Annotated in this window: 19 protein-coding genes and 1 tRNA gene; 9 read left to right on the forward strand and 11 right to left on the reverse strand. The window is 64.1% G+C overall.

The window, feature by feature from the left end; translation table 11 throughout:
- Positions 1-21: 21 nt before the first annotated feature.
- Together RGUI_RS14610 and RGUI_RS14615 are read left to right on the forward strand one after the other, a co-directional pair.
- The gene (locus RGUI_RS14610) at positions 22-609 is read left to right on the forward strand and encodes a hypothetical protein (RefSeq protein ID WP_081534256.1); all 588 of its coding nucleotides are present in this window, start codon (positions 22-24) and stop codon (positions 607-609) included.
- 101 nt (positions 610-710) lie between these two features.
- Entirely contained in the window at positions 711-1,049 is a 339-nt protein-coding gene (locus RGUI_RS14615; protein ID WP_081534259.1) for a hypothetical protein, read from the forward strand.
- Between the two features lie 90 nt (positions 1,050-1,139).
- Here RGUI_RS14615 and RGUI_RS21915 read toward each other — a convergent pair whose 3' ends face one another.
- Positions 1,140-1,910 (reverse strand): hypothetical protein, encoded by a 771-nt coding sequence (locus RGUI_RS21915; protein WP_156882976.1) that lies wholly within the window; start codon positions 1,908-1,910, stop codon positions 1,140-1,142.
- Positions 1,897-2,931, reverse strand: a complete 1,035-nt coding sequence (locus tag RGUI_RS14625) for a hypothetical protein (protein WP_081534265.1) — start codon at positions 2,929-2,931, stop codon at positions 1,897-1,899. Before RGUI_RS14625 ends, RGUI_RS21915 begins: the two co-directional genes overlap by 14 nt.
- Before the next feature lie 209 nt (positions 2,932-3,140).
- Here RGUI_RS14625 and RGUI_RS14630 point away from each other — a divergent pair, with 209 nt between their 5' ends.
- On the forward strand, positions 3,141-4,544 hold the full coding sequence (locus RGUI_RS14630) for a tetratricopeptide repeat protein (RefSeq protein WP_081534268.1): 1,404 nt from the start codon (positions 3,141-3,143) through the stop codon (positions 4,542-4,544).
- 172 nt (positions 4,545-4,716) lie between these two features.
- Here RGUI_RS14630 and RGUI_RS14635 read toward each other — a convergent pair whose 3' ends face one another.
- From RGUI_RS14635 to RGUI_RS14655, 5 genes are all read right to left on the reverse strand, one after another.
- Positions 4,717-6,363, reverse strand: a complete 1,647-nt coding sequence (locus tag RGUI_RS14635) for an IS1634 family transposase (RefSeq protein WP_081532493.1) — start codon at positions 6,361-6,363, stop codon at positions 4,717-4,719.
- Between the two features lie 345 nt (positions 6,364-6,708).
- Positions 6,709-6,785, reverse strand: a tRNA-Pro gene (locus RGUI_RS14640).
- Between the two features lie 44 nt (positions 6,786-6,829).
- Positions 6,830-7,780, reverse strand: coding sequence for a DMT family transporter (locus tag RGUI_RS14645; RefSeq protein ID WP_081534270.1), 951 nt, complete (start codon positions 7,778-7,780; stop codon positions 6,830-6,832).
- Between the two features lie 84 nt (positions 7,781-7,864).
- Entirely contained in the window at positions 7,865-8,968 is a 1,104-nt protein-coding gene (gene leuB / locus RGUI_RS14650) for a 3-isopropylmalate dehydrogenase (RefSeq protein WP_081534273.1), read from the reverse strand.
- A gap of 73 nt (positions 8,969-9,041) precedes the next feature.
- Positions 9,042-10,172: an endonuclease/exonuclease/phosphatase family protein gene (locus RGUI_RS14655; RefSeq protein WP_253798447.1), complete on the reverse strand. Its 1,131-nt coding sequence runs from the start codon at positions 10,170-10,172 to the stop codon at positions 9,042-9,044.
- Positions 10,173-10,256: 84 nt separating this feature from the next.
- Between RGUI_RS14655 and RGUI_RS14660 the strand changes: the two genes are divergently transcribed.
- Positions 10,257-10,532, forward strand: coding sequence for a hypothetical protein (locus RGUI_RS14660; RefSeq protein ID WP_081534276.1), 276 nt, complete (start codon positions 10,257-10,259; stop codon positions 10,530-10,532).
- 57 nt (positions 10,533-10,589) lie between these two features.
- Here RGUI_RS14660 and leuD read toward each other — a convergent pair whose 3' ends face one another.
- From leuD to RGUI_RS21920, 4 genes are all read right to left on the reverse strand, one after another.
- A complete protein-coding gene (gene leuD, locus RGUI_RS14665) occupies positions 10,590-11,195 on the reverse strand; it encodes a 3-isopropylmalate dehydratase small subunit (RefSeq protein WP_081534279.1) in 606 nt (201 codons plus the stop codon).
- Positions 11,196-11,351: 156 nt separating this feature from the next.
- A complete protein-coding gene (locus RGUI_RS14670; protein WP_081534282.1) occupies positions 11,352-12,170 on the reverse strand; it encodes a nidogen-like domain-containing protein in 819 nt (272 codons plus the stop codon).
- A 272-nt stretch (positions 12,171-12,442) separates the two neighbouring features.
- Entirely contained in the window at positions 12,443-13,849 is a 1,407-nt protein-coding gene (gene leuC / locus RGUI_RS14675) for a 3-isopropylmalate dehydratase large subunit (RefSeq protein WP_081534285.1), read from the reverse strand.
- 54 nt (positions 13,850-13,903) lie between these two features.
- Positions 13,904-14,032 carry an isopropylmalate isomerase gene (locus RGUI_RS21920; protein ID WP_216640076.1) on the reverse strand — a complete coding sequence of 43 codons (129 nt, stop codon included), beginning with the start codon at positions 14,030-14,032 and terminating at the stop codon, positions 13,904-13,906.
- Positions 14,033-14,110: 78 nt separating this feature from the next.
- Between RGUI_RS21920 and RGUI_RS14680 the strand changes: the two genes are divergently transcribed.
- From RGUI_RS14680 to RGUI_RS14700, 5 genes are all read left to right on the forward strand, one after another.
- Complete coding sequence (locus RGUI_RS14680; RefSeq protein ID WP_081536108.1) at positions 14,111-15,460, forward strand: mechanosensitive ion channel family protein; 1,350 nt, start codon at positions 14,111-14,113, stop codon at positions 15,458-15,460.
- A gap of 168 nt (positions 15,461-15,628) precedes the next feature.
- Positions 15,629-15,982 carry a ribosome silencing factor gene (gene rsfS / locus RGUI_RS14685; protein WP_371586879.1) on the forward strand — a complete coding sequence of 118 codons (354 nt, stop codon included), beginning with the start codon at positions 15,629-15,631 and terminating at the stop codon, positions 15,980-15,982.
- Positions 15,983-16,453, forward strand: a complete 471-nt coding sequence (gene rlmH / locus RGUI_RS14690) for a 23S rRNA (pseudouridine(1915)-N(3))-methyltransferase RlmH (protein WP_081534291.1) — start codon at positions 15,983-15,985, stop codon at positions 16,451-16,453.
- A 146-nt stretch (positions 16,454-16,599) separates the two neighbouring features.
- Positions 16,600-18,120 (forward strand): 2,3-bisphosphoglycerate-independent phosphoglycerate mutase, encoded by a 1,521-nt coding sequence (gene gpmI / locus RGUI_RS14695; RefSeq protein ID WP_081534293.1) that lies wholly within the window; start codon positions 16,600-16,602, stop codon positions 18,118-18,120.
- Positions 18,117-19,259, forward strand: a complete 1,143-nt coding sequence (locus RGUI_RS14700) for a murein hydrolase activator EnvC (protein WP_253798450.1) — start codon at positions 18,117-18,119, stop codon at positions 19,257-19,259. The genes gpmI and RGUI_RS14700 overlap by 4 nt, the downstream gene beginning before the upstream one ends.
- Positions 19,260-19,266: the final 7 nt, after the last annotated feature.

A 19,266-nucleotide genomic window follows, 5' to 3' on the forward strand; every position in this document is an offset into this window, starting at 1 on the left:
GTTAGGGAGAGGTTTCCGACCATGCGCCGCCCGACCGACATCGCGCTTCTGAACCGGCTGGCCCGTGAAAACCGGCAAATGGGTCAGCGGCTGGCACAGCTTGAACTGCGCGACTTGCTGTCGGATCTGGACAATCCTTCGCTCTTCGAGCTTCGGATCGACTTCGGGGCCGAACGCCCGCCGGCGCAGCCGTTCTGGCCGGTCACCCATGCCACGCCCCTTGCGCGGCGGCTTGCCGAACTCGACGTGCCGCTTGGCAAGATCGCCTGGGCGGAGGACCCCCGGGCGCTGCCGGTGATCGGCATCCATGTCCCCGGCACGCCAGAGGGCTGGCGCGACCCGCTGCGCGACCTGATGAAACAACATCACCTGAAACCTTTTGCGCGTTTCATCTTTCTGTGTGCCAGCCTGCGGCCGGTGCCGTTCTTCGGGCGCTATGGATTCGCCTATGATCATGTCGGCGATCTGGCCGTGGCGACGATTGCCGACAGGCTGTCGTGCCGGTTCGGAATCCGGCAGATCCGTGACATCGTGACGGGGGAAAAGGTCTGGTCTGCTGCGGAACCTGCCGAAATGACCGACAGCTTTCACAATTTGGCCGACAACTGACCCTTTCTAAGACGTAAACGACCGTTATCAATAGTGTGGGGGTGAAAAGGCTTGCGTCGCATCGGGCCGAAAGGTGATGCGGGGCAGGAGAGGGCGAGTGGATGAAGACAATCGGATTGGTACTCTGTGCGGGTCTTGCGGCCTTGTCGGGCGCACCGGCGTCTCACGCCGCAACCTGCGCCGAACGAAATCATGTGGTCGGTCAGCTTGAATCGCGGTTTGGCGAGGTGCTGATCGCGAATGCGCTGGGCACAAACAACGCGGTTCTGGAAATCTACGCCACGCCGGGCGGCAAGACATGGTCGATCGTCGTGATCCTGCCGGAGCGCGGTCTGGCCTGCCTTGCGGCCACCGGCAAGGGCATCTCCGACCTTCAGGCGGCCGTTGGCGCAGACGTCATCACGGGGATCGAAAAGGCGGCGTACCCGGTCGGATACTGAGGTGATAGCAGGGTCTTTGTTGGCGCATGAAAGGCCCATGTGAGCCGCCCGTTTCCTGCGCCGCGGGGCATGGCAGCGGTCGATAGCCGCTCAGACGCTCATACCCCGGTCGCCTGTTCCGAAGTCGTTCCCGTTCGGGCTTTCGCCGGCACGCCCGGTGTCCTTGTCGTTGCCCGGGTTGCCCGCGCCCTGGTCGCCGCTGCTGCCATTCCCTTGACCATTGCCATTGCCGGCGCCATTTCCGTTGCCGTTGCCGTTGCCGTTGCCGTTGCCGTTGCCGTTGCCGTTGCCGTTGCCGTTGCCGTTGCCGTTGCCGTTGCCGTTGCCGTTGCCGTTGCCGTTGCCGTTGCCGTTGCCGTTGCCGTTGCCGTTGCCGTTGCCGGCACCATTCCCGTTCCCATTGCCGCCGTCGCAATCGCCGGCGCGGGTTTTCCAGACCCAGTTCTCGATGAAATAATCCCGCGTCTCGCCCTGCGGCAGGATCAGGGCGGTCCGGACGCCGATATAGGTCTCGATGTCGCCGCCCCGACCGTCTGCCACGAGCGTCTCGATCCAGAACCGGTCAAGCGCGGCGATCTCTTCGAGTGTCGCCATGCTGTAGGACTGGCGGATCCGTATCTCCAGTTCATCGGCGATCAGGGCACCCGCAACGAAATCCTGTATATCGATGCGGAGATCCGGACGCCGGCGCGGGGTTTCAAGCTCCGACCGCAGGTCGTCCCATCGCGATTCCTGTCGTTCGGGCATGCGGAAGACGTAGGGTGGAAGCACCGCCGCGAAGGCGCGTCCGCAGATCGCAAGCCCAAGCAGGGCGAGCCCCAGAAAACGTGTCCATCTCCGGATCAGGTTAGTTCGCGACACCGGGAGTTCCGCCTTCAACAATAATACCGGCGACCGAGAAGTCGTTCGAGGAATCGAACGGGGCAAAGAACCTTACGGTATCCACCTCGAACTTGTCGGAGAGTTCTACGCCGAGTTCGCCATTCGACCAGTCCCCGGCCGCACGCTGGCGGATCGCGGTTTCACGGAGTTCTGCCAGACCGTCGGGATCGAAAGACAGCGCCTTCAGCAGGTCGAAGTTCTGGGTGCCTGCAAGAAACATCCGGGCATTGCGGAAACCCGACAGTATCGTCGAAAGGTCGATCTCAACGGTTTCCACCCCTTCGAAAACGCCCCGCTTGTCAGCATCGACCTGACCAAGGGGTATCCGCAACGACAGCGCCGCCCCACCGGCACCGGTGCCATCCGCGATCACGGTGATGACGTCGTTGTCGATCAACAGGCGACGGCGCAGATCGCCATCTTCCAGAAACAGCGTCGACACGTTCTGGTTGAATTGATGATCGGGCAGTTCGACCTCGCCCTTGACCGTGAAATTCAGGATTTCCCGACCTTCCGACGCCAGCGCGATGCCTGCCACCTCGACATCGTCCGGAACGCCCTCGACCCGATCATTGCCGGCCGCGCCGTAGCGCTTTTCCTCGCCAAGGAAGAGGTCGCTGAGCCAGATCTTGCGGATACGCACCGGCGCGGCGAACCGGATCGAAAGGCGTTCGTCGATATCGACTTCGTCATTTTGCGCGCCGTCAGTGATGCCAAGACCGTCCACCGGATCCCAGTAAAGACGCGCCGGTGTCCAGCTTGCCCCGTCTTCGGTCTGCCGTTCGGCGGTGACGGTCACGTTGCCGACCACGCAGACGGGACGGTCGGCACATGCCTCGAACGACCGACTGCGGAAATCGAGCGCCCCGAAAAGTTCCCGGTCGATCAGGGCCCGGCCATCCTGCTGTGCCGAAACACGCGTCCCGCTCAGCGCAAGGAGCGTCAGCCCGGCAACAAGGCAGGTCGTCCTTAGAATTGCGCTCGGAAGCTTCGCCGGCATCGTCTGTCCGAATAGGTCTATTTCCGGTCACATTTCCGGAATTTTGACACATAGATTACACTTTTGCCTTGTGGTAAGCCACGCCTTCGCCAACGTAAATCCGGCAACGCACCGTTTCCCCACACGAACAGGGCGTATTGTTGAATTTGTCACACTATGAACTCCAAAATGCGGCGACGTGCCGCGCGGGCACAAAGCTGACAGCCGTGATGCTGGCGGCCCTTGTCGCCGCTTATTCCTTTGCCCTCCCCTGCGCCGCGCAGGACAGGCTGGATGACCCCAAGGCGGTCTATGATGCAGCCGAAAACCTCCGAAAGGGCACCGACGGAGACGTGGATCTGGTCCGGGCGCTGGAACTTCACGAGGCGCTGATCGCCGAAGGGTACAACCATTCCCTGGTGCGCGCCGCGGACATCTATGAACGGCAGGGCCGGTATGCCGAGGCCATCGAAGCCTTCACCCAGGCGGAAACACTTGGCAGTGCCTATGCGGCCGTCCGGCTTGGCCGCGGCCATGCGAGGGGCGATTTCGGTGCCCTGTCGCGCCCGGCAGAGGGACTGGCAAAGCTGGCCGACCTCGCCGGCACGGGCGACAACGATCTGGCCGAATTCTATCTGGCAGATGTCCTTGCGGCCCAGGACGGGCCAGCGCCGGATCCCGCGCGCGCCATCGCGATCTATGAAAAGCTGTCGGCGCGCGGCTACGTCTTTGCCGATGCCCGGCTTGGTCGGGTCTATCTGGACGGCGAATTTGTCAGGCGCGATGTCGATCGGGCCATCGGGTTCTTTCGCGCGGCGGTGGCGGGTGGCTATGACAATGCCCGGATCGGGCTGAGCCGCGCGCTGATCGAGGCCGGGCGCGGCCCCGAGGCGTTGCAGGTCATAGATGCGGCTGTTGCCGAGGGGGTGAACGGGGCCGCAGCGCTGCGTGCAGAATGGCATCGCGACCGTTCGTTTGGGGATGCGTCCGACCGTGAGTTCGGTGCCGCCGATCTTGGGCGTCTGGCTGAGGCCGGCGATGTGTCCGCAGCACGGCGGGCCTTGATCTACCATGAGCGGCGGTCGACCCGGCTTCCCGATCTTGACTTGCCGAAGGTTCTGGCTGGGCTTGAGGCCGCCGCAAGCACCGGCGACCGGTTGGCGATGCTGGGTCTTGCGCGGGCCTATCGCAGGCTGGACTGGCTGATCCCCGATGCCGCCGAACGGCATCGCAAGCTGATCGACGAGCACGGGGACAGTTTCGACGACCGCAACGCGGTGGCAGAGCAGATCACGGCGCTTTACGATTCGGACGACCACAACGGCTCCCGCGTGGCGGCGTATCGCCTGCTGGATGCGCAGCAAGGCGAGGCGTTTTCCTACGGCCTGATCCGGCTGCGGTCGATCGAGCAGACGGCCTTCGTTTATGTCCTGCAAAACGAGCTTGCGCGGCTTGGCTACGATGTCGGGCGCATCAATGGTTTCATGACCCAAAAGACGCTGGCCGCGACGCTTCAGTTCTGTGCCGATACCGGCATCGCCGGGAAATGCCGGCATGGTCCGATGCTGTACGGCGCGGGGCGCTTGATTGCCGATGCGCTAGCAGAGCGGCGTGAGACCTCCGACGAGAATTAGGGGTTGGCCTCACGGGGACCTGCTGCGGAAAAGTACGGGACGATAGGCACTTGCGCTGATCCGCGGGCCTATGGGGCGTTGGGCATCTGATCGCTCAAGTTCACCAGTAAAACGCGTAAGTGATTGATATCGTTATGGCGAGATTGGCCAAAATGTAACTACGCGAGGGTGATCAGGCGGGTTTTGGCAGGTTCAGGGTGTCGAAGAGGTCCAGTTGTTCGGGGGTCGGGGTGGTGAGGCCGTCGAGCTTTCGGTCGGCGATCCGGGCTTCGTGGCGGTGGATGCGCGCGAGCATGTCGAGGGCGGTTCGTGGGCTGGCGTCATGTCCTTTTGCCTTCAGCCGCATGCGCATGACGCGGTAGAGGACGAGGGCGAGAAAGCAGATCAGCGCGTGGGCGCGGATGCGGTCGGGCAGCCGATGGTGGACGGGGGCGATCTCGATATCGGATTTCAGGACGCGGAAGCCGCGTTCGATATCGGCCAGCGACTTGTAGCGGGTCACGGTTGCGGTCGGCGTCAGGTCGGGGGCATTGGTCAGCAGGGCGAGCTTGCCGTCGAAGAGTTCGGCTCGGGCGACGGCGTCTTCGTCGATGCTGTAGCTGAACCGGTCGGCCTGCAGGTCTGCCTTGAGGAACCGGGTCAGTTCGGCCTCGGCCACGGCGCGCGTGAAGCGGCTATAGGCGCCGCGGTCGGAGGCGCGGCGGCCCCGCGCCGTCTGGCCGTCGTCTTGCGCATCGAGCTTGGCGACCATCTTTTCGGCCTGGGCTTCAAGTTCGGCGATGCGGGCGCGACGTCGTTCGGATTGGTCGGCGGCTCGAACGGGATCATGGGCGACGATCAGGCGATGGCCGGCAAAATTGCTTTCCGCCAGGCCGCCTTCGTCGAAGGCAAGGCCCCGAAAGGTCTCGACCAGATCGGCATAGCGACGGGCGGGGACGGCGAGGATGAACTCCAGCTTGCGGTCGTCCTGATCGGCCAGGGCGGTCAGTTCGTCGATGTTTTCAAGGCTGAGCAGGCCACGGTCGGCGACCAGGATGACACGCTGCACGGGAAACCGCTGCAACACCGTCTGCAGCATGCCCTGCAGGGTTTTCGTCTCCCCGACATTGCCGGGGTGGACCGTGTGCATGAGCGGCAGGCCGTCGGCGGTTTGCACGACGCCGAGCACGAATTGCCGGGCGATGCCACCGGTTTCCTTGTTCATGCCATAGGCGCGGAGGTCGTCGTCAACCTCTCCGTCGCCATGGATGCGCACCGTGGTCAGGTCGTAGAAGACCACGGCCAGGTCCCGATCGACCAGCGGACGGATTTGTCTGGCCAGTTCCATCTCGACCCGCTCGGCATGGTCCATCAGCGCATCCATGGCGCGGAGCAGATGTTGATGCGTGACGGTGTCCGGCATCGCGGGCATCGCGACCGTTTCCAGCCAGCGCAGGCAGCCCAGCTTGCTTGTGGGGTCGCACAACCGATTGAACACCATGGCGCGGACCAGCGCCTCCACGTCGACTTTCCGCTTGCCGGAACGCAGCGCACGGCCGAGGGCATGATCGAAACCAAGGTCCTTCCACAACTCGTGCAGGGCAAAGACGTCGCCATAGCTGCGCGCCGCCTCGTAGGTGATCTCGGCCTTCTCGGGCTCGACCCGACCCGCGGCGCGACTGAGCCCCCGGATCAGCGCATCGAGCTGGCCATCCTTCATCCCGTCCACGCGCCCCAGATTGGCCACGACGCGCAGCCGGGGCTTGCCCGCCTCGTTACGGAAGGACTCGACAATCTGCAGATAGCGACGCCCGCCGCTCTCGGTGATGCGCGTGAACATGGCATGCAGGATATCGCACGTTTGGGCGCATTCATAGGGTCTTAAACATCATAACGTGTAACTACACGACTTCGGCCGAACTGCCCACCTCGCGCGCCTTAAGCTATTGAAATCCCATACCTGCGCTGAACGCGCTCACGCAGATTCCCCCGGATTTTGTCGAAGTTCGGCGTTCCGTTGACCGCTTTGGCAGCAGTGCGAACATGTGCTATCGCCTCATTGCCTACAGCGTCAGCGTTCCCGCTAGGGTGCGATGTGCTGTGACACACCAGTCAACGTCCTACTATCCGCGAGACAAAAACGAGACAACGACTGGAGAGGGTATCAGCTAAGTGCTTGATTTATTGGTCGGAGTGAGAGGATTCGAACCTCCGGCCCCTGCCTCCCGAAGACAGTGCTCTACCAGGCTGAGCTACACTCCGACCGTGGCAGGCGGATTAACCTGCTGCGAGGGCTTTGGCAAGGGTCAAACGGACGGATCTTCATCGCTTAGCAGGGCGGGGTCGGGGGCGATGCCGGGGCGGTCTGTCGCAGTCAGGGCGGGTTGGGTGCGAGAGACGTCTGGCTTGCCTTCGCGCAGAAGCACGATCAGGCCGCTGGCCACGATCACCGCCGAACCGAGGGCCGTTCCGGTGTCTGGCACTTCGGCGAAAAAGACATAGCCAAGCACCACGGCCCAGAGCATCTGCGAATATTGCATCGGGGCCACGACGACGGCCTCACCCGCGCGATAGGCGGCGATCATGAAGCTCATGGCCACCAGCGCACCGACCGAAACAAGCGCGAGCGCGCCGAAATGCAGAATTGGCATGGGCTGATAGACAAGCGGCAGCAAAAGGCCCATCGCGAAGACATTGCCCAACATCGGGTAGAGCAGCATCACGACGCTGCGTTCCTCCTGCCCGATCTTGCGCATGACGACGGCGACCAGAGAGCCGCTGAGCGCACCGACGAGCGCGGAGAGATGGCCAAGGGTCAGGTCGGTTGCGCCGAAGGGCCGCAGCACGATCAGAACGCCAAGCAGTCCGACCACGACGGCGGCCCAGCGGCGGGGCCCTACATGTTCCCCCAGGATCGGCACCGAAAGCGCCGTGATCAGCAATGGCATCGCGAAGATCAGGGCATAGACCTGCGTGATGGGAATCGTGGCAAAGGCATAGAAGACGCACAGAAGGTGGATCATGATCGCCCCCATCCGGAGCGCCGTCCAACCCGGCCGGACAGGGCGCAGGCTGCCGACCTCGCGCTGGCGGATCAGCATCAGCAGGATCAGCGGAAAGCCCAGAAGCACGCTGAAGAAGACGATCTGGACGGGATGGTAATGGGCGCCGAGCGCCTTGATGATCGCGTCGTGCAGCGAGTAGATCGCAAAGCCGGTCAATGCCAGCACCGCGCCGCGGAGGTTGGATGATCCCATTGGGCCGATTCCCGGAGAAATGTCGGGATCACCCTTGCCGCAGGCGGGCGCGCGGGCAAGCCCCGCGTCGCCCGTTGGGAGCTATCAGAGCGAGGCGTCCAGCGCAGCGAGGATCGCGTCGCCCATCTCTCGCGTGCTTGCCGGGGTGCCGCCCTCGGCCTGCATCAGGTCCGCGGTGCGCACGCCATCGGCCAGCACTTTCTCGACGGCCTTTTCCAGCCGCGTCGCTTCGTCCCCCTGGTCGAAGGAGTAGCGCAGCGCCATCGCAAAGCTGAGGATACAGGCGCAGGGGTTGGCCTTGCCTTGGCCCGCGATATCGGGAGCCGAGCCGTGCACGGGCTCGTAAAGCGCCTTGGGTCGGCCATTGGCCATCGGAGCGCCGAGGCTGGCCGAGGGCAGCATGCCGAGAGAGCCGGTCAGCATTGCGGCCACGTCGGACAACAGGTCGCCGAACAGGTTGTCGGTGACGATCACGTCGAACTGCTTGGGCCACCGGCAAAGCTGCATGCCACCCGCATCGGCATACATGTGGGACAGCTCCACCTCCGGGTAGTCCTCATCGTGCACCTTCTGCACGACCTCTCGCCAGAGGATGCCCGACTCCATCACATTGGCCTTCTCCATCGAGCAGACCTTGTTGCCGCGCTTTTTCGCCAGTTCGAAGGCTGAGCGTGCGACCCGGTCGATCTCGCTTTCGGTATAGCGCTGGGTGTTGATGCCGACGCGCTCGTTGCCTTCCTCGAAAATCCCGCGGGGTTCGCCGAAATAGACGCCCGAGGTCAGCTCGCGCACGATCATGATGTCGAGGCCCGCCACCACATCGGTTTTGAGCGAGGAAAAATCGGCCAGCGCGTCGAAGCACTGGGCAGGGCGCAGGTTGGCGTACAGGTCCATTTCCTTGCGCAGGCGCAAGAGGCCGCGCTCTGGCTTCACGCTGAAATCGAGCGTGTCGTATTTCGGCCCGCCGACGGCGCCCAGCAGGACCGCGTCGACTTCCTGTGCCTTGGCCATCGTCTCGTCTGCCAGCGGCACGCCATGAACGTCATAGGCCGCCCCGCCCACCAGATCCTCGGTCACATCAAAGGCCAGCCCGCGCTTGTCCCCGAACCAGTCGATGATGCGGGAAACCTCGGCCATCACCTCGGGGCCGATGCCGTCGCCGGGCAGGATCAGAAGGGTGTTCGTCATGGGCTGCGGGTCCTTGTCCTGAAAAGCTTGTCGCTGAGAGTCGGCAAGGGCGTAGCGGCTGGCCCAGACGGGGTCAAGGCAGCGCGATATCCACCCAGACAAGACGGTGGCGAGAGGCGCGTGCGACGGTTTCGGCCAGTTCGCCCCCCTCTGGCCAGAAGACCCCCGACCCTGTGACGGACAGGTCGGCAGACGGCAGAACATAGTCCACCCTCAGGTTGCCCGGTCCGTCAGCGGCATCGTCCCAGTCGACCGTATCAAGGGCGGGGTCGCCCCGGTCATCCAGATTCGCGCCGCCCTGCAAATGGCTGGCCGCGGTGGCGCCATCGCTGGTGGGCTTGGGGTCGGTCAGGCGCGGGTCGTTCAGAAAGGCGCGCATCGCGGCGCTGCGCCCATCACCGTCCTCGGGGTCCAGGTTCGCGTCGCCAAGCACCACGAACGGCGCGGCGGGTGGAACGGCACCCGCCAATGCACCGTCAAGATAAAGCGACCACAGGCGCAATTCATCCCGGTTGCGCAGCCCGTTGGCATCCTCCGGCCCGTCAAAGACCGGCGGGGTCGCGTGAAAGGTCAGAAGGTGGAGAACTGTATCGCCCACCTTGACGGGCACATCCCAATGGGCCGTCGTCGAAAGGCGTTGTATCGCCTGCGCCTCGGCCGAGGGAAACGGGCCCTCGTCTTCTGGCAGGGTCGCGCCCGGCAGATCGGGCCAGAGCATGGTGGAGAACTCCCGAACCTCGTCTTCGAGAATCGGGAACCGCGACAGGATCGCGATCCCGCCCTGACCCGCGAAATAGCCGAAACCCTGCGCGTCGCGCGGGCCGCCGGTGCGGCCATCGCCATCCATGTCCAGACCGGTGCGCAGCCCGGTATTCGGCGGGTGCGCAAAGTGATAGGTCAGGTCCAGTCCCTGCGCGCTGATCCGCTCTGCCAGCGCCTGCACGGCCAAACCATCCAGATCGTAGTCTATCCCCTGCAGGGCAAGAATGTCCGGGCGCATATGGGCGATGACCGCGACGACGGCGCGCACCTGCGGGTCGTCGCCTTCCATGATGTCGCGCAACAACAACCCCGGACCTTTCCGGAACAACTCGGTATTGTAGGTGGCGACCCGCAGGTCGGCGGCCCATGCCGGGGGGACAGACACCCCAATCAGTGCGGCCGCGCCCATGCCGGCCAGAAAACCCGTAAGCGGGGCTTGCATCCTGCAACCTTCTCAATTCCGTCACGTGACTTTACTAGACCGGCATCGACGGAAGAAGCCCGTGACAAGCAAGGGAGGCGCCAGATGGCGACCTATCAGGCAATCTTGATGCATGGTGGCCGCGAGGCCGAGGCCACGCGTGAATTCGACGGCCCGGACGATCTGATGGCCGGGTCCCCGGCGGCAGTGATGCGCACCTATATGGAATGGGTCGACGCCCATGCCGGTGTCGGCCATGTGGATTATGAGCTGAACGCCGCGATGAAGAGCAAGGATGGCCGTGTCGTCACGACACTGGGCAGCCTGATCTTCCACGGGAACGATCATCAGCCCTTTGTCTGCATGATCTCGAAAGGCTGATCGCGACCTCGCCGGGGCCGGTCGGCCCCGGTGTCGTTGCGTCGGTTTCCGGCCCGATCAGACCCAGGGGCGTTCCTGCGCCATCTTGCCTTCGAAGCCGTCGATGGCGGTCACCTTCTCAAGCGTCAGGCCGATATCGTCGAGCCCTTCCAGAAGGCAGTGCTTGCGGAAGGGGTCCACGTCGAAGGCGATCTCTTCGCCGTCCGATGTTGTGATGACCTGATTTTCCAGGTCCACCGTCATCCGGGCATTCGCCCCCTTCTCGGCATCCTTCATCAGGATATCCACCTGCTCTTGCGGCAGAACGACGGGCAGGATGCCGTTCTTGAAGCAGTTGTTGAAGAAGATGTCGGCAAAGCTGGGCGCCACGATGCAGCGGATCCCGAAATCCTTGATCGCCCAGGGCGCATGCTCGCGCGAGGAGCCACAGCCGAAATTGTCGCCCCCGATCAGGATTTCCGCGTCGCGGTACGCGGGCTTGTTCAGGACGAAATCTGGGTTTTCATTCCCGTTGTCGTCATAGCGCATCTCGTCGAAGAGATTGACGCCCAGCCCCTCGCGCTTGATCGTCTTCAGGAACTGCTTGGGGATGATCATGTCGGTATCGACATTGACCAGCGGCAGCGGTGCGGCAATGCCGGTGAGTTTTTCGAACTTGTCCATCTCCGGGCCTCCTTGATGCACATGGGCCTGTGCCTTGGCCGCTTCTGTTACTGGACAATCCGCGCCGGTGCAATCGGCACTGGGGCCATGGAGGGCGTTAAAAGCAAAGGGGCCGCGCACCCTGCGCGGCCCCTGTCATTTTCAATCCCTGGCAAATCAGGCGTTGCGACGGCGGGCGGCGGCCCCCATGGCAGCGATGCCGGAGACGAGCAGCCAGCCGGCGGCCGGCAGCGGAACGACCGGGCCCGGATCGACGATGCCGTTGCGCGCTTCGAACAGGAAGCGGCCCTCAACCCCGATGTTGGAACCGACGTTCAGTGCGTTCGCGCCACCGTTCAGGAAGGCACCGTTCACGGCCGAACCTGCCAGTTCGTAGAACGTGCCCGCATCGCCCGTGCCGTTCGAAAAGCCGGCGCGGGCGGAATCGCCGCCCAGACCGTCCACACCGTTCGAGGCATCACCGGTTTCCCACTCGATATCGCCGTAGTTGAACTCAATATCGAAGTTGCCTGCGCCGGTGTCGGAGCGATCGATCAGCACAAGCTGGAACGAGTTCAGCTTGTCGGTGCGAACCGAGAAGTACCCGACGTCGATCCAGTTCACGCCGAAGGCGGCATGCCCGTCGACCGTACCGGTGCCATAGCTCACCAGGTTGCCGGAACGCGTGTCGACGTCGGCGAAGAACGGCGCGATGATCTGACGCCCGGTCGAGGTCAGATCGAACGGCGTGTAGGTGCCCAGCGCCGAATCGAATGTGACGTTGCCGTTGTTGTTGACGTAAAGCTGGGTGTTTTCGACGCCGAAGAAGTTCGCCGTGAACCCGATGCTGACAAGGCCCGTCGAGCTATCGTCGTTCGCCGCCAGCGTATTGCCGTCGAAGCCAGCGCGGATCGTGTCTGCGAGAGACGCACCAGCCGAAATACCAAATGTTGCGATAGTTGCAGCTGCAAATACAGCCTGTTTAAGAAACGACATGTCTTTCCCCCTCGTAAAGAGTCGGTGCCGAAATAGCGCCAACCTACGTTGGGGAAACTACCAAACAGCCGCCTTGCTGCAAGCGGAATGCGGCAACAATGTGTCGCACTGGCGCTCAAAATTTGAAACTGTTCCCAAGGCGTGGACGGTTGTTTGGAATTTCAAATATTTTGCATTATTTGGGGGTTTAGCGCCCGGCCGGAAAGGCTTTGGGGGTTTAGCGCCCGGCCGAAGGGAACTGGTGCCGGCCGGGCACAGCGTTTTGACTCTGCTCAGGTCAGGGTCCGCACATCCGTCAGATGTCCGGTGATGGCGGCGGCGGCGGCCATGACCGGGCTCATCAGATGGGTGCGTCCGCCGCGGCCCATGCGGCCCTCGAAGTTGCGGTTGGACGTGGCCGCGCAGCGTTCCCCGGGGGCCAGCTGGTCGGGATTCATGCCCAGACACATCGAACAACCCGCAAGGCGCCACTCGAAGCCGGCATCGGTGAAGATGGTGTCGAGTCCTTCTTCCTCGGCCTGCGCCCGGACAAGGCCAGAGCCCGGCACCACCATGCCGCGCACGCCGTCGGCCAGCTTCTTGCCCTTCAGGATTTCGGCTGCGGCGCGCAAATCCTCGATCCGCCCGTTCGTGCAGGAGCCGATGAAGACCGCGTCGACCTTGATGTCGGTGAGCGGCGTGCCCGGTTCCAGCCCCATATAGTCGAGTGAGCGGCGCGCGGCGTCGACCTTGCCGCCGGCGAAGTCCTCTGGCGCCGGGACCTTGTCGGTGATGGGCAACACGTCCTCGGGGCTGGTGCCCCATGTCACCACGGGCGCGATCTCTTCGCCCTTGATCGTCACGACCTTGTCCCAATGGGCGTCGTCGTCGGAATAAAGCGTCTTCCACCAGGTCAGCGCCGCTTCCCACTGGGCACCCTTCGGTGCATGGGGCCGGCCCTTTACATAGTCAAACGTCTTTTCGTCCGGGGCGATCAGGCCCGCGCGCGCGCCGCCCTCGATCGCCATGTTGCAGACGGTCATCCGGCCTTCCATCGACAGATCGCGGATCGCCTCGCCGCAATACTCGATGACATAGCCGGTGCCGCCGGCGGTGCCGGTCTTGCCGATCACGGCCAGGGTGATGTCCTTGGCCGTGACGCCGGGGCGCAGTTTCCCGGTGATCTCGACCTTCATGTTCTTCGATTTCTTCTGGATCAGCGTCTGGGTGGCCAGAACATGCTCCACCTCGCTGGTGCCGATCCCGTGGGCGAGCGCCCCGAACGCGCCATGGGTGGCGGTGTGGCTGTCGCCGCACACCACGGTCATGCCGGGCAGCGTCCATCCCTGTTCGGGGCCGACAATATGCACGATGCCTTGGCGCACGTCGGACACGGGATAGTAGTTGATGCCGAAATCCTTGGCGTTCTTGTCCAGCGCCTCGACCTGAATGCGGCTTTCCTCGGTCATGTTGGCGACGTTCTCGCGCCCCTCGGTGGTGGGCACGTTGTGGTCGGGCACCGCGATGGTCTTTTCGGGCGCACGCACGCTGCGTCCCGTCATGCGCAGCCCTTCGAAGGCTTGCGGGCTGGTGACCTCGTGCACGAGATGGCGGTCGATATACAGAAGGCAGGTGCCATCCTCGGCCTGATCGACCAGGTGGGCATCCCAAAGCTTGTCATAAAGTGTCTTGCCGGTCATGGACCTCTCCGCGGCTAGTCTGCTGTCAGTTTGAAACGGGAAGGGTGTTCCGCCTCATAGGCGGGCAAGCACCGAATGCGTCGCGCCATAGAAGCGCCAGGGCAGGCGCGCGCGATCGTCCATGTCGAAGACGCGTTTCATGGCGACCGAGATACGCCCTTGGCCCCCGGCGATCAAGGGCATGTGCTTGTCGATGCTGCGCCGCTCATGCCATGCTTGCCCGACGCCCGCCTTTTCGATGGCGGGCCTTGGGAAACGTGCATGGAAACCGATCCGATACCGATCATGCAGGAGCTGCAGGCGCTGGCCGACCAGGCCCGTATCTTCCTGCTCAGCCTGACCCGGCCGGGCTGGCGTCTGTACCAGGTCGGCATCCTGCTTTCGCTGGCGGTGTTTGCGCATCTTGCCACCATGGCGCTTCGCGGCCGCGTCCACGACTGGCTGCGCCGGCGGGAGGGCTGGCGGGTCTGGCAACTGCGGATGTCGCTTATCCTGCTGCGGCGGCTGCGCCTGATTACGTTCATCGCGCTCATCTGGCCGCTGATCTGGATCATGCGAGAGGTCACCTGGCCTTCGCGGACCTACCTTCTGGGTATCGCCGCAACGCTTGCCAGTGCTTGGTTGCTGGTCGGGCTGGCCGCCCGCCTGGTGCATAACCCATCGCTCCGCCGCGTCGTGACCTGGGGGCTTTGGGTTTATGCCACGTTCTATGTCCTGAACCTGACCGAATGGGCGGCATCGATTCTGGACGATGTCGCGGTGACCTTCGGCTCGTTCCGCCTGACGGCGCTGATGCTGCTCAAGGCGGCCGTGCTGACAGCCCTGCTGTTTACCGGCGCCCGGTTCGTCGCCCGAATCTCTGCCGCGCGCATCCGGGCGGACGAGGATATCTCGCCCTCGATGCGGGTGCTGATCGTCAAGGTGTTGCAGGTCGGCCTGTATGGCGCGGCGGTCTTTGTCGGGCTCAAGGCCGTGGGCTTCGACCTGACCGGCCTTGCGGTTCTATCCGGCGCCGTCGGGGTCGGGCTGGGCTTTGGCCTGCAAAAGGTCGTGTCCAACCTCGTCTCGGGCGTGATCATCCTGCTCGACAAGTCGATCAAGCCGGGTGACGTGATCTCTCTGGGGGACACCTTCGGCTGGATCAGCCAGCTTGGCGCCCGATACGTCTCTGTCGTAACACGCGACGGGAAGGAGTTCCTGATCCCCAACGAGGATCTCATCACCAGTCAGGTTGTGAACTGGTCCCATTCCAACGAATTCGTGCGGCTGGATATCTTCTTCGGTACGTCCTACGCGGATGATCCACACAAGGTGCGCGCCATCGCGGTGGAGGCCGCAAAGGGCGTCAACCGGGTTCTGCACTCGACACCGCCGGTCTGTCATATCGTGGGCTTCGGCGACAGTTCGGTCGACTATATCCTGCGCTTCTGGATCGGCGATCCGACCCAGGGCCTGACCAATGTCCGGGGCAATGTCTATCTGGCCCTTTGGGATGCCTTCCAGACGAACGACATCTCGATTCCCTTCCCTCAACGAGAGGTCAAGCTGCTGCCTGGCAGTCGGGTCGAGCGGGCAGGGCCCCCCGACCCGGGGGACGGTTCGGCGACCTGATGCCGCCCTTTTCGGCAAAGATTGAGATTTTAACTTTCAAATGCTAGATTGTTGTCATGCCCAGCGTCGGGGCAAGGGCGGCGCGCAAAGCAGGAGGACAATGTCCTGTCTCACTATGCTGATGCGGCCCCGGGGCGGGCCGCGGCGAACGCAGCCATGACCGGGCTGATGCCTGATGTGTCGAGCGAAGAGCTTCTGGAACACATCCTTCACTCCATCTCCGAGGACAAGGCCGAAGACATCGTGACCATCGACCTGCGCGGCAAGTCGAGCATGGCCGACTATATGGTCATCTGCTCGGGGCGGTCGACCCGGCAGGTGTCCGCGATCTCGGACAAGCTGAAGGACCGGCTGAAGGAGGATCTCGGACGGTCCTCCAAGCTGGAAGGCAAGGATCAGGGGGATTGGGTTCTGATCGACACCGGCGACGTGATCGTCCATGTCTTCCGCCCCGAGGTGCGCGCCTTCTACCAGCTTGAGAAGATGTGGCTGCCCGTGGGCATGCCGGCCCCACAGGCCTGAATGCGGGTTCATGTCTGCGCGGTGGGCCGCCTTCGGGCGGGCCCTGAACGCGAGTTGATCGACGACTATGCCACCCGGTTCGACCGGGCAGGGCGTGGTCTTGGTCTTGGGCCGCTGCACTTCACCGCAGTCGAGGATCGCAAGGGCGGCGGACAGGCCGAGGAGGCGCGGCTCTTGTCGCGCGCCTTGCCAGAGGGGGCGGTTCTTTGCGCGCTGGATGAGCGAGGCAAGACGGTCACCTCTCCGGCTTTCGCGGACATGCTTGGCCGTTGGCGGGACGAGGGACGCTCTGACGCGGTGTTCGTGATCGGCGGGGCGGACGGGCTTTTGCCAGACCTGCGCGCGCGTGCCGATACCATCCTGTCCTTCGGCAAGATGGTCTGGCCGCACATGCTGGCCCGCGTCATGCTGACCGAGCAGTTGTACCGCGCCGCCTCCATCCTAGCCGGGGCGCCTTACCACCGCGCCTGAGCCGTTTTTTGTCCTCAAGCGCAGCGCCCGGGAAACGGGCGCATGCCTGTGATCTGTTGGCCCGCATGGCGGCCTTCGTCGCGCGAACGGTTGTCCCGCGGGCAGAGCCCGCCTAGAAGGGCACCGACATCGAAGGACACTCCCGCATGACCACACCTAAACCCGTTGTTCTGTGCATTCTTGACGGCTGGGGCGTCGGTCCCACCCATGACGACAACGCCCCCCTTCTGGCGGAAACGCCCAATTTCGACCGGCTGATGGCGACCTGTCCCCATGCGACGCTGACCACCCACGGCCCCGATGCGGGGCTGCCCACGGGGCAGATGGGCAATTCAGAGGTCGGCCATACCAATATCGGCGCAGGCCGTGTGGTGGCGATGGATCTGGGGCAGATCGACCTTGCCATCGAGGATGGCAGCTTTTTCCAGAACGCCGCGCTGAAGGATTTCATCGCGCGGGTGAAGGCTGCGGGCGGAACGGCGCATCTGATGGGGTTGGTGTCCGACGGGGGCGTGCACGGGCACATCACCCATATCCTTGCCGCCGCCCGCACGATTGCCGAGGCGGGCGTTCCGGTTGCCATCCATGCACTGACCGACGGTCGCGACGTGGCCCCGAAATCCGCCGACCGGTTCATTGCCGAGTTGCAGGACGGGCTGCCCGAGGGCGCCCATATCGCCAGTGTAATCGGCCGCTATTACGCGATGGACCGCGACAACCGGTGGGAGCGGGTGAAACTGGCCTATCACGCGATGGCCAGCGGTCTGGGTGAGGAGGCTGCAACGCCGGTCGAGGCCGTCACCGCGGCCTATGCGCGGGGCGAGACCGACGAATTCATCGAACCGACCGTCATTGGCGACGCGCCGGGCATCAGGGATGGTGACGGGCTGTTTTGTCTGAACTTCCGGGCCGATCGGGCGCGGGAAATCCTGCGCGCCTTCGCCCAGACCGATTTCGATGCGTTCGACACCGGCAAGCGCCCCGACCTTTCGGCGATCCTTGGCATGGTCGAGTATTCGACCGACCACAACCAGTGGATGACGACGGTCTTTCCTAAGCGGAAGATCGTCAACACGCTGGGCGAGTGGGTCGCCAAACAGGGGCTGCGTCAGTTCCGTCTGGCCGAGACCGAGAAATACCCCCATGTCACCTTCTTCCTGAACGGCGGCAAGGAGGAACCGGAAGAGGGAGAGGACCGCTTCATGCCGCCCTCGCCCAAGGTCGCAACATACGATTTGCAGCCCGAGATGAGCGCGTCGCAAGTGGCCGACAAGCTGGTGGAGGTGATCGGCGCGGGCTACGATTTGATCGTGGTGAACTTCGCGAACCCCGACATGGTGGGCCATACCGGCGTGGTGGAAGCCGCGGTCAAAGCCTGCGAAGCGGTCGACCAGGGGCTTGGCCGCGCGCTGGAGGCGTTGGAGGCGGCCGGCGGCGCAATGATCGTCACCGCCGATCACGGCAACTGCGAAACCATGGTCGATCCGGCGACCGGCGGCCCCCATACCGCCCACACGCTGAACCCGGTGCCGGTAATCCTTGTCGGCGGCCCGGAAGGCGCGCGGTTGCATGACGGTCGGCTGGCCGATCTGGCGCCGACGCTGCTGCAACTGATGGACCTGCCCCAACCGCCGGAGATGACCGGCCAATCCCTGATCGACGGTTGAGACGCGCGCGCGGCCCCCTGCTTGCCCTGATCCTTGCCGGTGCCACAGGCGTGGCTCTGGCCCAGCCCGGCCCGGCCGAGACGGCCCGCGCCGCGGCCGAGGCGATGCGGGCGGCCAGCCGCGTGCTTGAGGGGGCCGAGACCCGGCAGGACCGCGTGGCCGCCCTGACCGAAACCGTTCAGGCCTATGAGGCCGGTCTGGCCGCATTGCGCGCCGGGCTGCGGAGCACTGCGATCCGGGAACGTGCGCTCCGCCTCGATCTTGAAGGGCGGCAGGCGGACATCTCTCGCCTTCTGGCCATTCTGGGATCGATGCAGCGGGCGCCCGAGGCGCAGATATTGTTGCATCCGCAAGGGCCCGTTGCGGCGGCCCGCGCCGGGATGTTGCTGGGCCATGTCACGCCCGTGCTGCAAGCGGAGGCCGAGGCGCTGCGCGGTGAACTGGAAGAAATCGCCCTTATGCGCGCGCTGCAAGAAAGCGCGGAAGCGGCCCTTGCCGACGGGTTGGCCGAGGTTCAGACTGCCCGCACCGCGCTGTCCCAGGCGATATCGGAGCGGCGCGATCTGCCCCGGCGGTTCACGGCGGATGCCGCGCGCATGCAGGTGCTGCTGCTTGACAGTGAAACATTGGATGCCTTCGCCGTGGGGTTGACGCGTCTGGCCGAAGACACGGCGCCGGATGCCGCGCCGGCAGGCTTTGCCTCTCTCAAGGGGCGCCTGCCCCTGCCGGCGGATGCCACCGTCTTGCGTGGGTTCGATCAGCCCGACGCCGCCGGCATTCGCCGCCCGGGGCTGGTTCTGGCCACGCGACCCCTTGCCCTTGTCACAGCGCCGGTTACGGCGACCATACGCTATCGTGGCCCGCTGCTCGACTACGGGAATGTGATGATTCTGGAGCCGGCCGAAGGCTATCTGCTGGTACTCGCCGGTCTGGCACAGGTCTATGGTGCCGAGGGTGAGGTTCTGCCCGCAGGTCATCCGGTGGGGCTGATGGGAGGCGAGGACCCGACGACGGCCGCGTTTCCGGCAACCACGACAGAAGGTGGTGGCGATTTGCGAACGGAAACGCTTTATATGGAGCTGAGAGAGGGCGGACGCCCCGTGGACCCGGCCCCGTGGTTCGCGCAAAAGGAGAATTGAGGACGCC

Origin of the sequence: Rhodovulum sp. P5, from assembly GCF_002079305.1 — a bacterium.
GTDB lineage: Bacteria > Pseudomonadota > Alphaproteobacteria > Rhodobacterales > Rhodobacteraceae > Rhodovulum.

Excerpts from the sequence above, each read along its gene's own strand:
- RGUI_RS14660 (WP_081534276.1), top strand. The coding sequence starts at position 10,257 with ATGGCGACCTATCAGGCAATCTTGATGCATGGTGGCCGCGAGGCCGAG.
- RGUI_RS14645 (WP_081534270.1), bottom strand. The coding sequence starts at position 7,780 with ATGGGATCATCCAACCTCCGCGGCGCGGTGCTGGCATTGACCGGCTTT.
- gpmI (WP_081534293.1), top strand. The coding sequence starts at position 16,600 with ATGACCACACCTAAACCCGTTGTTCTGTGCATTCTTGACGGCTGGGGC.
- RGUI_RS14670 (WP_081534282.1), bottom strand. The coding sequence starts at position 12,170 with ATGTCGTTTCTTAAACAGGCTGTATTTGCAGCTGCAACTATCGCAACA.
- leuD (WP_081534279.1), bottom strand. The coding sequence starts at position 11,195 with ATGGACAAGTTCGAAAAACTCACCGGCATTGCCGCACCGCTGCCGCTG.
- RGUI_RS14615 (WP_081534259.1), top strand. The coding sequence starts at position 711 with ATGAAGACAATCGGATTGGTACTCTGTGCGGGTCTTGCGGCCTTGTCG.
- RGUI_RS14635 (WP_081532493.1), bottom strand. The coding sequence starts at position 6,363 with ATGTTCACGCGCATCACCGAGAGCGGCGGGCGTCGCTATCTGCAGATT.
- RGUI_RS14655 (WP_253798447.1), bottom strand. The coding sequence starts at position 10,172 with ATGCAAGCCCCGCTTACGGGTTTTCTGGCCGGCATGGGCGCGGCCGCA.
- RGUI_RS14630 (WP_081534268.1), top strand. The coding sequence starts at position 3,141 with ATGCTGGCGGCCCTTGTCGCCGCTTATTCCTTTGCCCTCCCCTGCGCC.
- RGUI_RS14625 (WP_081534265.1), bottom strand. The coding sequence starts at position 2,931 with ATGCCGGCGAAGCTTCCGAGCGCAATTCTAAGGACGACCTGCCTTGTT.
- rsfS (WP_371586879.1), top strand. The coding sequence starts at position 15,629 with ATGCCTGATGTGTCGAGCGAAGAGCTTCTGGAACACATCCTTCACTCC.
- RGUI_RS14680 (WP_081536108.1), top strand. The coding sequence starts at position 14,111 with ATGGAAACCGATCCGATACCGATCATGCAGGAGCTGCAGGCGCTGGCC.
- rlmH (WP_081534291.1), top strand. The coding sequence starts at position 15,983 with ATGCGGGTTCATGTCTGCGCGGTGGGCCGCCTTCGGGCGGGCCCTGAA.
- RGUI_RS21920 (WP_216640076.1), bottom strand. The coding sequence starts at position 14,032 with ATGCCCTTGATCGCCGGGGGCCAAGGGCGTATCTCGGTCGCCATGAAA.
- leuB (WP_081534273.1), bottom strand. The coding sequence starts at position 8,968 with ATGACGAACACCCTTCTGATCCTGCCCGGCGACGGCATCGGCCCCGAG.
- leuC (WP_081534285.1), bottom strand. The coding sequence starts at position 13,849 with ATGACCGGCAAGACACTTTATGACAAGCTTTGGGATGCCCACCTGGTC.
- RGUI_RS14610 (WP_081534256.1), top strand. The coding sequence starts at position 22 with ATGCGCCGCCCGACCGACATCGCGCTTCTGAACCGGCTGGCCCGTGAA.